Annotated in this window: 12 protein-coding genes; 7 read left to right on the top strand and 5 right to left on the bottom strand. The window is 64.2% G+C overall.

Annotated features, from left to right (window positions below):
• Window positions 1–199 precede the first annotated feature (199 nt).
• Window positions 200–772: a GtrA family protein gene (locus IE92_RS0113380; RefSeq protein ID WP_051701962.1), complete on the bottom strand. Its 573-nt coding sequence runs from the start codon at window positions 770–772 to the stop codon at window positions 200–202.
• 108 nt (window positions 773–880) lie between these two features.
• On the opposite strand from IE92_RS0113380, the gene IE92_RS0113375 reads away from it, so the two are divergent.
• Genes IE92_RS0113375 through IE92_RS0113365 form a run of 3 tightly spaced genes read left to right on the top strand, consistent with a single transcriptional unit; the run spans window position 881 to window position 3944 of the window.
• Entirely contained in the window at window positions 881–2065 is a 1185-nt protein-coding gene (locus IE92_RS0113375; RefSeq protein WP_425411845.1) for a 5-(carboxyamino)imidazole ribonucleotide synthase, read from the top strand.
• 17 nt (window positions 2066–2082) lie between these two features.
• Window positions 2083–2592 (top strand): 5-(carboxyamino)imidazole ribonucleotide mutase, encoded by a 510-nt coding sequence (purE, locus tag IE92_RS0113370; protein ID WP_030149010.1) that lies wholly within the window; start codon window positions 2083–2085, stop codon window positions 2590–2592.
• Window positions 2589–3944: an LCP family protein gene (locus IE92_RS0113365; RefSeq protein ID WP_030149009.1), complete on the top strand. Its 1356-nt coding sequence runs from the start codon at window positions 2589–2591 to the stop codon at window positions 3942–3944. The genes purE and IE92_RS0113365 overlap by 4 nt, the downstream gene beginning before the upstream one ends.
• Before the next feature lie 56 nt (window positions 3945–4000).
• Here IE92_RS0113365 and IE92_RS0113360 read toward each other — a convergent pair whose 3' ends face one another.
• Together IE92_RS0113360 and rfbD are read right to left on the bottom strand one after the other, a co-directional pair.
• Window positions 4001–5131 carry a glycosyltransferase family 4 protein gene (locus IE92_RS0113360; protein WP_030149008.1) on the bottom strand — a complete coding sequence of 377 codons (1131 nt, stop codon included), beginning with the start codon at window positions 5129–5131 and terminating at the stop codon, window positions 4001–4003.
• A 112-nt stretch (window positions 5132–5243) separates the two neighbouring features.
• A complete protein-coding gene (rfbD, locus tag IE92_RS0113355) occupies window positions 5244–6107 on the bottom strand; it encodes a dTDP-4-dehydrorhamnose reductase (protein WP_030149007.1) in 864 nt (287 codons plus the stop codon).
• Window positions 6108–6246: 139 nt separating this feature from the next.
• Here rfbD and IE92_RS0113350 point away from each other — a divergent pair, with 139 nt between their 5' ends.
• The 3 genes from IE92_RS0113350 (at window position 6247) to rfbA (ending at window position 9087) form a co-directional block, all read left to right on the top strand.
• The gene (locus IE92_RS0113350) at window positions 6247–7539 is read left to right on the top strand and encodes an alpha/beta hydrolase (protein WP_030149006.1); all 1293 of its coding nucleotides are present in this window, start codon (window positions 6247–6249) and stop codon (window positions 7537–7539) included.
• Between the two features lie 65 nt (window positions 7540–7604).
• Entirely contained in the window at window positions 7605–8210 is a 606-nt protein-coding gene (locus tag IE92_RS0113345) for a dTDP-4-dehydrorhamnose 3,5-epimerase family protein (protein WP_030149005.1), read from the top strand.
• Window positions 8211–8214: 4 nt separating this feature from the next.
• Window positions 8215–9087 (top strand): glucose-1-phosphate thymidylyltransferase RfbA, encoded by an 873-nt coding sequence (rfbA, locus tag IE92_RS0113340; protein WP_030149004.1) that lies wholly within the window; start codon window positions 8215–8217, stop codon window positions 9085–9087.
• Window positions 9088–9150: 63 nt separating this feature from the next.
• On the opposite strand, the gene IE92_RS0113335 is transcribed toward rfbA, so the two are convergent.
• Both IE92_RS0113335 and IE92_RS0113330 read right to left on the bottom strand, forming a co-directional pair.
• The gene (locus IE92_RS0113335) at window positions 9151–10020 is read right to left on the bottom strand and encodes a glycosyltransferase family 2 protein (protein WP_030149003.1); all 870 of its coding nucleotides are present in this window, start codon (window positions 10018–10020) and stop codon (window positions 9151–9153) included.
• Window positions 10021–10075: 55 nt separating this feature from the next.
• Window positions 10076–11320: an ABC transporter ATP-binding protein gene (locus IE92_RS0113330; RefSeq protein WP_043322176.1), complete on the bottom strand. Its 1245-nt coding sequence runs from the start codon at window positions 11318–11320 to the stop codon at window positions 10076–10078.
• 230 nt (window positions 11321–11550) lie between these two features.
• Here IE92_RS0113330 and IE92_RS17465 point away from each other — a divergent pair, with 230 nt between their 5' ends.
• Window positions 11551–13959 carry a hypothetical protein gene (locus tag IE92_RS17465; protein ID WP_051701960.1) on the top strand — a complete coding sequence of 803 codons (2409 nt, stop codon included), beginning with the start codon at window positions 11551–11553 and terminating at the stop codon, window positions 13957–13959.
• Window positions 13960–14049 lie beyond the last annotated feature (90 nt).

Below are 14049 nucleotides of genomic sequence, written 5' to 3'. Positions count from 1 at the left end.
CGTAACAACATTAACGAGCGCGGATTTAGCAAATTAACAGGGTGGGAATTCTGCGTTTCGGTGGAAAAGGCGTGGATTCGGCGGGAAACGGGCGGACGTGCGACACCTCCCCGGATACGACAAAACACCCTCACCTTCCCGTCGGGCTGGGCCCGATCGAGGGTGAGGGTGTGTGGCGGCCGGATGACCCGGCGGAAAGCTAGTGGATCTCGTCCCGGGCCACGGTCTTGGCCTCGGGAACCTTGGAAATCTCGATGTCCGGTTCGGTGAACTCGGCCGCGCTGGCCTCCAGGTCGGTGATCTCCTCGGCCGCACGGTCGCGGTTGGGGGAGAACACCCAGTACCGGTAGAGCACAAAGCGGAAGACCGAGCCGAGGATCAGGCCCACGCCGTTCAGCGCGATATTGTCGGCGGCGGCGGAGGTGAAGCCGAGCACATCGTGGGACACCCAGACACACAGGGTGCTGATGCCCATGCCGGCAAAGCTCACGGCAAAGAACTCCACACCCTCACGCACGGTGCTGTTCGAGCGGTGCGTGGCGAAGGTCCAGAACCGGTTACCCAGCCAGTTGGTGATGATGGCCAGCGTGGTGGCGATCACCGTGGCGATCACCACGCCGTTCTTCACATGCTCGGGGTTCAGCGGACCGACGCGCAGGAGGTTGAAGGACACGGCGGTCACAACAAAACCGGCGCCACCAACCACGGCGAACTTGAAGAGCTGCATAAACAGCGGGTACCAGGATGCGGATTTCACGCGACTCAGGTTCATTTACCCCCCTCGGGCGGAAAACTCCCCGGGTGGGTGTTCTCGGCAATTGTCTGTGCACCAAACGGAAAGATGTGCACCGGACGGATAGTCTACCCGCAGTTCTATAACATTAGCTTTGAGTGTGCTGAAGAACACAACCCCTCGGAGACGGAGACCCACGTGCTGAAAATCGGAGTAATCGGTGGCGGTCAGCTGGCGCGGATGATGATGCCCGCCGCGATCAACCTGGCCCTGGATGTGCGGGTGCTCGCCGAGACCCCCGGATCCCCGGCCGAAATCGGTGCCAGCGCGGTGGGGGACTACCGCGACCTGGACACCGTGCTGAGCTTCGCCCGAGACGTGGATGTGATCACCTTCGATCACGAGCACGTGCCCCAGTCGGTGCTCGCCGCGCTGGTGGCCACCGGCGTGCGGGTGCACCCGGGACCCCAGGCGTTGCTCTACGCACAGGACAAGCTGCTGATGCGCGCCAAGCTCACCGAGCTGGGCCTGCCCACCCCCGAGTGGGCCGAGGTACGCTCGGCCGCCGAGCTTCAGATCTTCCTCGACGCCCACGGCGGTGCCGGGGTGCTGAAGACCCCGCGTGGTGGGTATGACGGCAAGGGTGTGCGCGTGGTGCGTTCGGCCGCCGAGGCCACCGACTGGTTCACCGCGGTGGCCGAGTCCGGCGACACCGGCAGCCTGCTGGTTGAGGAACTGGTGGACTTCACCCGCGAGCTGGCCCTGCTGGGCGCGCGTCGTCCCGGTGGCGAGAGCGCCTATTGGCCCGTGGTCGAGACCATCCAGCGCGACGGCGTCTGCGCCGAGGTGCTCGCCCCCGCCCCGGGGAGCGACGGTGCCGTGGCCGCCGAGGCCGAGCGGATCGCCCGTGCGCTGGCCGACGGACTGGGAATCACCGGTGTATTCGCCGTGGAACTGTTTGAAACCACCGACGGCCGGGTGCTGGTCAACGAGATGGCGATGCGTCCGCACAACTCGGGTCACTGGACCCAGGACGGATCGATCACCAGCCAGTTCGAGCAGCACCTGCGCGCGGTCGCCGATCTGCCGCTGGGGGCCACCACCCCGCGGGCCCCGATCACCGTGATGGCCAATATTCTGGGCGGTCCGCTCGAGGGCACGCTGGGGGATCGCTACCCGCGGGTCATGGCCGAGTTCCCCGATGCCAAGATCCACAACTACAACAAGGCCCCGCGCCCGGGTCGCAAGGTGGGCCACGTCAATGTGACCGGCACCGACCTGGAATCCGTGCGTGAACGCGCCCGGGTGATCGAGTCCCGCTTCCAGGGTTGACCCGTTAGCATTGACCCATGTCTCATCACTCCAGTGAAAATCCCCGTGTTGGCATCGTCATGGGAAGCGACTCCGACTGGAGCGTCATGGCCGCCGCCTCCGCTCAGCTGAGCGAGTTCGGCATCGACCACGAGGTCGAGGTTGTCAGCGCGCACCGCACCCCGCACAAGCTGGTGACCTACGGCGAGCAGGCGCGCGAGCGCGGGCTCAGCGTGATCATCGCCGGTGCCGGCGGTGCCGCGCACCTGCCGGGGATGCTCGCCTCGGTGACCACACTCCCGGTGGTGGGTGTGCCGGTTCCGCTGGCCACCCTGGACGGTATGGACTCGCTGCTGTCGATCGTGCAGATGCCCGGCGGTATTCCGGTGGCAACGGTCTCGATCGGCGGGGCAAAGAACGCCGCGATCCTGGCCGCCCGGATCCTGGCCACCGCGGATTCGGCGCTCGCCGAAACCCTCGCCACCTACCAGCGCGAGCTTGCCGAGCTGGTAGAGGAAAAGAACGCAGCGCTCAAAGCCCGCCTATGATCGAGCAGAGCGAATCGCCCATCCGGCACCCCAACACCGCGTCGCCGCAGGTGATGACCCGGCGCGGGTGGTGGCTGGTGCTGCTGGGCTTTGTGCTGCCCGGCTCGGCGCAGGTCCTCGCCGGTAATCGCCGGCTGGGGCGGATCGGCCTGGTCTCGACCCTGATCATGTGGATCGCCGGGATCGCCGCCCTGGTACTGTATCTGACCGACCCGGAGCAGTTGTTCTCGTTCGCGACCAACTCCTGGTTCCTGCTGATCGCCCAGATTGTCCTGGTCGCCTATGCGGTGCTGTGGTTTGTGCTGACCATCGATACGCTGCGCCTGGTGCGCATCATCAAGGCATCCCCGCTCGGCCGGGTCCTGATCCTGGCCCTGGGCCTGGTCTTCCTGGTGGCCTCGACCGGTGCCGCCTCGGCGGGTGCCTATGTGGCCAACGTGACCAGCGGCACCCTGGGCAAGCTGTTTGGGACCAGCGCCCCGCCCGAGGATCCCACCGATGGGTACTACAACATCCTGCTGCTCGGTGGCGACGCGGGGCCCGACCGTTCGGGCATGCGCCCGGACAGCCTCTCGGTGGTCTCGATCAACGCCGACACCGGGCAGGCCACGATGATCGGCCTGCCGCGAGACATGCTGAACGTGCCGTTCAACGAGTCCTCGCCGATGTATAAGCGCTACCCCAATGGCTACAACAGGTGTGATGTGAGCGCATGTAAGCTCAACTCGATCTATACCGAGGCCGAACTGCGCCACCCCGACTACTATCCCGATGCCAAGGCCGAGGGATCCTCCCCGGGCATCGAGGCCACCAAGGACGCCGCCGAGGCCCTGACCGGTCTGCGCATTCCCTACTACGTCCTGGTGGATATGCAGGGTTTTGCCGACCTGATCGACGCCCTCGGTGGCGTGGAGATCACCGTGGACAAGCGCCTGCCGATCGGCGGAGACGAGAACCTCAAGGGTGTCGTCGAGTGGATCGAACCCGGCACCCAGCACATGGACGGCTACCACGCCCAGTGGTTTGCCCGCTCGCGCCACGGCACCAGCGACTTCGACCGGATGGAGCGTCAGCGTCAGCTTCAGGAGGCCGTGCTCAAGCAGTTCACCCCGGCCAACGTGTTCTCCAAGTTCCAGGGCATCGCCGAGGCGGGGTCGCAGGTGGTGAAGACCGATATTCCGCAGGATCTGCTGGGTTACTTCGTGAACCTGGCTACCAAGACCCGCGCGCTCCCGGTGCAAAAGCTCGAGCTGACCCCGGCCAACGGGATCGATCAGGACCATCCGGATGTGCCGGAGATCAAGTCCAAGATCAACGACCTGCTGCACCCGAAAACCACGCCCACCAACTAGGGCACGACCAAACCGGCCCCGTCCTCGGACGGGGCCGGTTGTGTGTGTGGGCGGCGCTAGAGCTCGGCGTGCAGTGCCCAGACCCGCTCGGCCGAGTCACGCCAGCCGAAGACCTGGGCGCGGTCGGTGCCGGCAAAGCCCAGTCGTTCGCGGCGCTCATCGTCCTCGATCAGCTCGGTGATCGAGGCGGCCAGGCGCTCGGCAAAGCCGTCGTCCCCGGCCTCCACGGCCTCCCCGGCCCCGCCGGAGATCTCCAGCAGCGCGGGATCGTCGGTGTGCAGCACCGGGGTTCCCAGCGAGAAGGCCTCGAGCAGGGGCATCCCGGTGCTCTCACGCACGCTCGGGTAGACAAACAGCGTGGCCCGGGCGTACACGGTGGCGAGGTCGGCGCTGCCGAGGTCGCCCAGGGCGCGCACACGGCCCTCGTCAAGCCCCGCCTCATCGGCGGCCTGGGCGAGGGAGGAGGAGCCCCAGGCATCGGGACCGATGACCAGCAGCGGCAGATCGGGCACACCGGGCCGGGCGAGAGCCTGCAGCAGTGGGTCGAGGCCGCGGCGCGGATCCAGGCTGCCCAGGGTCAGCAGGAAGCGCTCGGGGAGGTCGAGGTTGCTGGCGCGCCAGGAGGCGTCGGCGGGCAGGGCCAGGGTGCTGGCCGGTGCCTCGGGGATCACCCGGACCCGGTCCCCAAAGTGTGCGATCTCGGCCAGCTGCGCGGCCACCGCATGGGTGGGGACCACGATCGCGTCGGCATGCTTGCGGGCGCGCTTGAGCATCTGCTTCTGCCAGGCCACCGAGGTGGGGGTGAGGCTCTTGGGATCGGTCCAGGCGAGGGTGTTGCGCAGGGTCACCACGATCTGGGCGGTGGCGCGATCGTGTCGACGCAGCGGGGCCAGCAGACTTGGGGCGTGGATCATTCCCTCACCCAGTTGGGTGGTGATTCCCAGCTGCCAGGCGGTGGTGAGCTCGCGCCGCGGCAGGTTTGAGCGCTGAATTTCGGTGATCCCCGGCAGGCGGGCCGCGAGCTCGTCGATGCGTTCCTGCGGCTGGGCCGAGACGACCCCGTGCACGCTGCATCCGCGCGGGGCGGTGGCGATCAGGGCGCGGGTGAGTTCCTCGGCGTAGCGGCCGTTACCGCCGTGACCGGGGGTGAGGGCCGAATCGAGAATGACACGGAGTACTGCGGACATCGTGGGTTCCCTCCTGCGGGTGAAAAGACCGGGCGGTGTGGCGCGCGAGGCCGCGCGGGGATGCCGGTGGGGCCGAGTAGGACGGCCGCGCCCGAAGGCGCGGCCGTTCTGGCTAGGCGGTGGGCTCGGGGGCGTGGATCGCGCCCGAGGCGATTGCCTCGTGCAGGGCCTCGCGCCAGTCGCGCATGATCGGCAGGCCGGCGGCCGTCCAGCCCGCGTGGCCGAGGACCGAATACGCGGGGCGCGGAGCGGGACGCACGAAGGAGGCGCTGTCGGTCTCCAGCACGCGCTCGGGGTCCAGCCCGGCCTCGGCGAAGATCGCCTGGGTGAAGTCAAACCAGCTGCCCTGGCCCGCGTTGGTGCCGTGGTAGACGCCGGCGGGAGCGTCGGACTCGGCCAGCAGACGCAGCTGGGTGGCCAGGTCGCGGGTCCAGGTGGGCTGCCCCACCTGATCGGTGACCACGCTCACGGTGGGGTGGCTGCCGGCCAGGCGCAGCATGGTTGCGGCGAAGTTGTTGCCGTGCTCGCCGTAGATCCAGGCGGTGCGCACGATGAAACTACCGGTCGGGTGCTCGCCCAGCACAAATTCCTCGCCGGCGGCCTTGGTGCGGCCGTAGGCGTTCAGCGGTGCGCGGGCGGTGTCCTCGGCGTAGGGCTCGGTGGCGTTGCCGGCGAACACATAGTCGGTCGAGACGTGGATCAGCTTGGCCCCGTGGGCGGCCGCCGCGGCGGCCAGGTTGCGCGGTCCCAGCGCGTTCACTGCATAGGCGGCGTCCTCATCGGTTTCGGCCGCATCCACCGCGGTATACGCGGCGCAGTTGATGACCACGTCGTGGCCGGCGACGGCGGCGTGCACGGCATCGGGGTCGGTGATGTCGAGTGCGGCGCGATCCAGCGCGGTGACACTCTGGTCGGCCAAAACGGTTTGCAGGTCGCGGCCGAGCATTCCGGCCGCTCCCGTGATCAGGTAGCGCATGTGTTCCTCACGTGTTGTTCCCCCGATTCTACGGGGTCCATACCGGGTACAGGTAGCGGTCAGAAATGCGTAATACTCTCGGTTGTCGTTCCGCCTTGGAAAAACCACCCTCATATTCCTACCTGCAAGGAGCCCCCTCGTGTCCACCCAGCTCCTTGACCTCGATATCGTCTCCGGCCCGGTGGTGGTGGTGAGCTATGCGGTGGCCGCGGCCCTGCTGGTATATCTGCTGGTACGGCCCGGTGGCTGGCGCTGGGTCCGGACGATCGCGATCACCCTGCTGGGCGGAATCCTGGGCGGAACCGCCGTGGTGCTCCTGCTCGAACGTGGGCTCAACCTGTTTGGTGGACCGATCGGACCCGAGGCGCGAGTGTGGGGCGTGGCCGCGATTACCGCAATCCTGATCGCCCTGGTGAACCTGTGGCGCAGCCGCTGGTGGCGCAAACTGATCGCGGCGCTCGGGGTTGTCGCGTTTGCGCTGGCGGCCACCGTGGGCATCAATGCGGCCTTTGGCATCAACCCCACATTGGGGGCGTTCCTGCACATTTCCACCGAAAAACCCATCGCCCTGGTTTCCCCCACCAAGACCCCCACGGAGGTATCCGGTCCCCTCTATCAGACCTGGAAACCGCCGGCGGATATGCCCGCCGCGGGGGAGACCGGAACCCAGGTCATCCCGGGAGTCATCTCGGGGTTCAAGGCGCGTCCGGCCGGGATCTACCTGCCGCCCGCCGCGCGGGTGAAAAACGCCCCGCCGCTGCCCCTGGTCATCATGATGATGGGCCAGCCGGGGGATCCCAACCCGAGTTTCATCGGGCAGGTACTCGACGCTTATGCGGCCAAGCATCAGGGTCTGGCACCGATAGTCGTGGTAGCCGATCAGCTGGGCAACCCCAACTTAGACACGCTGTGTCTGGACTCGACAAAGTATGGCAAGGTCGAAACCTATATCACCCGGGACGTGATGAACTGGGCCCATGCCAACCTGAACGTCATCAAGGATCCCGCCTTCACCACCGTCGCCGGGTATTCAAACGGCGGGGAATGCTCGATTTATTTCGCGGCGAAGTATCCCACTCTGTTCCACAATGTGATTGACGTCTCCGGCGAGGAGTACCAGGGCACCGGTGATCCCAAGCTGGCCCTGCGTGAGGTATTTGGCGGAAATCAGGTCGCCTACAACGAGGTCAAGCCGCTCACCCTGCTCACACGTAACACCTACCCCAACACCACCGCCGTGTTCACCGCGGGTGGGAACGACCCGCTCTTTACCGAGGAAGCCAAAAAGGTGGAGGCCGCGGCCCGCGCCGCGGGCATGAAAACAACGCTGGTCTCCGTGCCTGGGGCCGGACACGGGGTTGATGCCCTCCTAGGAGGGCTGGAAGCGGGCTTCAAGGTGCTTTATCCAGTGCTGGGCCTGGAGACAAAATAGTCCGGGATCGGGAGGCTCTCGCCGTACACACCAAGTTTCGAGGCAGTCATTGGTAGACTGCCACCGTGCAAATTCGTGAATTGAAGATCCCGGACAGCTACGAGATCACCCCGAAGCAGTTTGGTGACGATCGTGGCCTGTTCCTTGAGGCGTACCGTTTTGACCGACTCGAAGAGGCCACCGGCCGCTCGATCAAGCTCGCGCAGGTGAACACCTCGGTGTCCAAGCGCGGTTCGGTTCGTGGCATCCACTTTGCCGATGTGCCGCCGAGCCAGGCCAAGTACGTGATGTGCCCGCGCGGTGCGGTGCTCGACTTCGTGATCGACATCCGGGTGGGTTCGCCCACCTTCGGTCAGTGGGACTCGGTCCTGCTGGACGACGTAGACCGTCGCGCAATCTTCATTTCCGAGGGCCTGGGACACTGCTTTGTGGCCCTCACCGATGACGCCACCGTGACCTACCTGGTCAACGACGTGTACCGTCCCGACCGCGAGCACGGGATCAACCCGCTCGACCCGGAAATCGGTCTGGTCTTCCCCGAGGAGGCCGGCGAGCCGCTGCTTTCCCCCAAGGACACCGAGGCTCCGGGTCTCGCCGAAGCCGCCGCCGCGGGCCTGCTGCCCACCTGGGAAGCCGCACGCGCCTACTACGACTCGCTGAAGGGTAACTAACGCCATGAAGGGCATCATTCTCGCCGGAGGCTCCGGCACCCGGCTGTGGCCGATCACCAAGGGCATTTCCAAGCAGCTCATGCCCATCTACGATAAGCCGATGGTGTACTACCCCCTGTCGACCCTGATGATGGCCGGGATCAACGAGATCCTGATCATCACCACCCCCGAGTACAACGAGCAGTTCAAGGCGCTCCTCGGCGATGGTTCGGACCTCGGCATCCGCCTGGAGTATGCCGTGCAGCCCTCGCCGGACGGCCTGGCACAGGCCTTCATTATCGGTGAGGAATTCATCGGCGATGACTCGGTCGCGCTGGTCCTCGGCGACAACATCTTCCACGGCACAGGCCTCGGTTCGGCCCTGCGCAATCACAACGAGATCGACGGAGCGGTGATCTTCGCCTACCCGGTTGCCGACCCGCGCAGCTACGGTGTGGTCGAGTTTGACGACAGCTTCACCGCGATTTCGATCGAGGAAAAGCCGGCCAACCCCAAGAGCAACTACGCGGTGCCCGGCCTGTACTTCTACGACAACTCGGTCATCGAGATCGCCAAGACCATCGAGCCCAGCGCCCGTGGCGAGCTGGAAATCTCGACGGTGAACGAGCGCTACCTAAACCAGGGCAACCTGCACGTTCAGGTTCTGGACCGTGGCACCGCCTGGCTGGACACCGGCACATTCGAGTCGATGATGCAGGCCTCCGAGTATGTGCGCGTGATCGAGGACCGTCAGGGCTTCAAGGTCGGCTGCATCGAGGAGATCGCCTGGCGTGCGGGCTGGATCGACGATGCGCAGCTGAGCGCTTTGGCGGCTCCGCTGGTCAAGAGCGGATACGGCAAGTACCTGGCTCGTCTGGCCGATTCGGCAAAGAGCTAATCCTCAGTTAGGACTCATGGGGCGCTTCCTCCGGGAAGTGCCCCATTGCTGTTTCTGCTGCCCCTAGGCGCGGCTGCGACGCCGCTCAAGCTGGAATCGCAGTGAGAGTCCCAGCCGGATGACCAGGCGCAGCGGTGCGCGCCACCAGCCGGCGTACCGCTGGCGGATGAATCGGTAGGCGCTCTCGTGGTGGATACGAAGCATCCGCTCGGATTCGGTGTGCGTGGAACCGGCCCCGCTGTGCCGCACGACCGCCTGCGGCACATAACTGATTTTCCACCCGGCCTGTGCGAGGCGGTAGCCCAGATCGACATCCTCAAAGTACATGAAGTAGCCCTCATCGAACCCCTGCAACGATTCAAAAACGTCGCGGCGCACCAGTATGCAGGCACCGGAGAGCCAGCCGGCATCGCGTGGTTCATCCGAGTAATCGCTGTCGGCACGGTAGCGGCGCGACCAGGGGTTTTGCGGCCAAAACGGCGAGAGCAAGGCATGACCGATCCCGGTGGTGAGTGAGGGGATCGCCCGGGCTGAGGGATACACGGTGCCGTCGTCGGAGAGGATTCGGGGGCCTGCGGCCGCAACCTCGGGATGTTCATCAAGCCAGGCGGTGAGGATTTCCACGGCTCCGGGTTCTACAACCAGGTCGGGATTGCACAGCAACAAATACTCGGCATCATCATGAGCCGCCTTGGCCCCACGGTTCATCGCGCTGCCATAACCGATGTTTTCGGGCAGCCCAAGCCAATTGGCGTCGTATTCGCGTGCCGTCTGTTCGCTATCCCGAGCCCCGGCAGAGTGATTTTCGACCACGATAACCGAGCCTGGCTGAAGGTTTGAGCGCGTCACGGAGTCGAGGAATCGCGCGAGATCATCACCCGAGTTATAGGTGACAACGACGGCGGCTACGCGAGGCATTTGCGAGAGACTCATTGGATTCAGTTTAGGGGAGCGTAAGAGGGGCACGTTGGGCCATCGGCGGAGGGGCTTAGATCTCGCCGAAAATCTCCGATTCGAGGTACATGGCGCCGCCCGAGGGAATCGGGGTTACCGAGTCGATCGAGCAGGCCTGCGGCTTATCAAACAGGTGCTGACCCGAGGGGCTGAGCACCGACACGTTGACAAAGAACTTGCCGTCACCGAAGTTGCAGTTCTTGAAGATATAGCCCACTCGGCGCTTTCCACTCAGCGGGGCGAGTTCTACCCCGAGGATGGAGTTTTTGGTGCCGACGGTCGCGTGTCCCATGGTGTTGTCCACCTGGATCGCGCAGATCCAGTCGTCAACCTGACCGCGCACATCAAAGTCCATCGTCACGGTGAGGTCGTCTCCGTTGCGCAGCACGGTGGGGTCCTGAGGGTTGGAGGAGACGGCGGTGGCCTCGACGCGGTACCGGATCGGAGGCTCGATGTCCTCAACAACGACGTTCTCCTGCGAGGCGTGACGCTCGGCGTCGGCCTGGATCTCGGCCTGTCGGCGATCCTCAAGAATGTCGCGGAACTCGGCCACTGCCTCACGGGAGTCGCCCTGGAAGACGACCTCGCCCTTGTTGAGCAGCACCGCGTAGTCACACAGATCAACAACGGTGCCCAGGCTGTGGGTCACCAGAATGATGGTTCGACCCTGTTCCTGGAACTCGCGGATACGGTTCATGCACTTACGCTGGAACGCCTCGTCACCCACCGCTAAGACCTCATCCACCAGCAGGATGTCGGGGTCGGTGTGCACGGCCACGGCGAAGGCGAGGCGCACATACATGCCGGAGGAGTAGAACTTCACCTGGGTATCGATGAATTCCCCGATACCCGAGAACGCGATGATGTCATCAAACTGCTCATCGGTCTGCTCGCGGGAGAGACCCAGGATTGCGGCGTTCAGGTAGACGTTTTCGCGCCCCGACAGGTCCGGGTGGAATCCCGCGCCGAGCTCCAGCAGGGCCGCCATCCGTCCGCGGCGCTTGACGCTGCCGCCGGTGGGGTCGATGATGCCACCGATCACCTTGAGCAGCGTGGACTTCCCGGAACCGTTGTGCCCGATCAGGCCGACGGTGGTGCCCGCCTTAATCTCCAAAGAGACATCGCGCAGAGCCCAGAAGTCTTCCTTGTGCTTGGCACCGCGACCCACATTGACCACGCGCTCCTTGAGGGAGTTGTCCTTGCGGATGACAAAACGCTTGGACACGTTTTCAACGGATACCAGCGTGGGTGCGGGGATCGCCTCGGTGGAATTACTCATGCGGATTTGATCCCTCGGTGTCGATTGGTACGGGGTGAACACCCGATTCTATCTCGGGCACCCTGAATAACTCCTATTTGTCTCCCGTAGGGTGGGCGCTTTTGACGATGTCTTAATACCCGAATTGGTACAAAAAACGAGGCGAAGACGCTAAATTGTGGGAGGTGCCATAGGCTCAAAGGGTGGCAAGAACATTCCTCAAAGACAATCGACGATTACGTCGGCGCGCGATGGTTATTGTCATCGCGCTCGCCGCGGTCGTCCTGACCGCCTTTCCGGTTGCCCAACCAGCTCCGGCCTCGGCCGCCGACCTGAGCAAATTTGACCCCGCCAACATCATCAGCGATGACGTGTTTTATAACGGCAACACGATGAACGCGGCGCAGGTTCAGTCCTTCCTCGAATCCAAGGTGGCCGCGTGCGCACCGGGAAACGTGTGTATGCGAAACCTGGTAATGGATACGCCCTCTCGTGATGGCGATAGCTATTGCAAGGCGTATAACGGAGCGTCGCGGGAAACCGCGGCCCAGATTTTGGTGAAGGTTTCTCAGGCCTGTGGCATCAACCCTCAGGTGCTGATCGTGCTGCTTCAGAAGGAACAGGGGCTGATTACAAAGTCGGCACCGGGTCCGCTGGGGAGCTATGCGTGGGAGCGTGCAACAGGCTACGCCTGCCCGGATACTGCTGCCTGTGATACCCGTTATTTCGGATATTTCAACCAGCTGTATAGCGCCGCTCGTCAGTTTAAGCTGTACGGCAACACCGCCTGGTTTACCCGCTACCCCGTGGGTAAGCCGACACAGATCCAGTGGCACCCCAACGTCTCCTGTGGCACGGGCACCGTGACGATCAAGAACAAGGCCACCGCGGCGCTGTATTACTACACGCCGTATCAGCCTAACGCCGCCGCCATCGCCGCAGGCTATGGTGTCGGTGACTCCTGCTCCACCTACGGAAACCGCAACTTCTACCAGTACTTTGTGGACTGGTTTGGTTCGACCCAGGGTGGCGGCACTCCCAGCAATCCCACCGGCCAGTTAGAACTCGTACAGGGTTCTTCCGGTCTGATTACCGTGGCGGGATGGACTTCGGATCCGGCAACGAACGACCCGATTAACGTTCATGTGTATGTGAATGGCACCCCGACCGTTTTGTTGGCAGACCTCAACCGCCCCGATGTGGGGCGTCACGGGTTCAGCCAACAGATCCCCGTGCTCTTTGATGGGGCCGCGGACGTGTGCGTCTACGGCATTAACACCACCACCGGTGCGAACACCCTGTTGGGATGTCAGTCATTGACGCTGCCCGCAGGGGCTCCGCCGGAGCTTGGTCGAGCGCCCTTTGGGTCGCTTGATTCGGTTTCCACCGGGCCCGGGCAGGTGACCGTTTCGGGATGGAGCATCGATCCTGATTCGCTCGGACCGGTCGCTGTTCACGTTTACGTGGGCAACACCGCCCAGCCCTTCACCGCCAATCTGGACCGCTCCGATATCGGGCGGATTTACCCCAAGTACGGTGCGGGTCACGGTTTCAGCGCGACGGTGACCGGAGTCTCGGGAAACCAGAACGTGTGCGTCTACGCGATTGATACTGCCGGTAAGGCATCCACGACTCTGGGCTGCCAGACCGTGAATATTCCCGCTGGCATTCCCAATCTGAACCGATCCCCGATCGGTAACCTTGAAGCGGTCGTTGCCGGACCCGGAACCGTGCAGGTTTCTGGCTGGGCTTTGGACCCCGACACCGCGAGCTCGATCCGGGTGCACGTTTACGTCGACGGTGTCGGCGCGGCGTTCACCGCGGATCAGGTACGCAACGATGTCGGCGCCCTGTACCCTCAGTACGGTGCAAAGCACGGTTTCTCGGTGACGGTGCCGGCTACTAAGGGTGCTCGTAACGTGTGCGTATACGCGATCGATACGGGGAGCCAGCCTCCGACCACACTGGGATGTCAGACCGTGACGGTGCTGTCAAATATTACCGAGCAGGGGCGAAAGCCCATCGGTAATTTTGAGGCAGCAACGTCCGCGAACGGTAAGATCAGCGTCTCTGGTTGGGCGCTGGATCCCGATACCGAGAACCCGATCCCGGTTCACATCTATGTGGGCTCGGATGGACGTCCGTACACGGCTGACAAGCCGCGTCCGGATGTTGCTCGTGGCTACCCGGACTACGGTCCGAACCACGGCTTCTCGGAGTCGATTCCGGCGGCAGCGGGCAGCTATCAGGTGTGTGCTTATGCGATTGACAGCATCGGCAAGGCCGGAAATACACTGCTGGGTTGCCGTTCGGTGACGGTTGCCGGGGCACCGCCCGCGGATAATCGCTCGCCGATCGGTAATCTCGAGGCGGTGACCGCTGTGCCCGGAGGAATCCAGGTGAGCGGTTGGGCTCTTGACCCGGCCAATCCGAGTGTGTCGATTCCCGTTCACGTCTACCGTAACGGCACCGGTGAGCCGACCCTGGCTAACCTGAACCGTCCCGACGTGGCCGCTGGGTATCCTCAGGCAGGCGCGGCACACGGGTTCACCTACTCGATGGCATCGCCTCCCGGTACCTACCAGGTGTGCACCTATGCGATCAGTGCGGGTTCTGCCGCTCCCACCCAGCTCGGGTGTCGCGCGGTGACCGTGCGTTAGAGATACACCCGAAATACCAAACTCCCCGTGATCGAAGCGTCTGCTTCGATCACGGGGAGTTATTTGTTGAGGCGGCTACCCGATGGGTGG

Origin of the sequence: Mycetocola saprophilus, from assembly GCF_000718085.1 — a bacterium.
In the GTDB taxonomy this organism is placed as follows: domain Bacteria; phylum Actinomycetota; class Actinomycetes; order Actinomycetales; family Microbacteriaceae; genus Mycetocola; species Mycetocola saprophilus.
The sequence above is the reverse complement of the archived record's forward strand: the minus strand, read 5'-3'. Positions and strand labels throughout refer to the sequence as shown.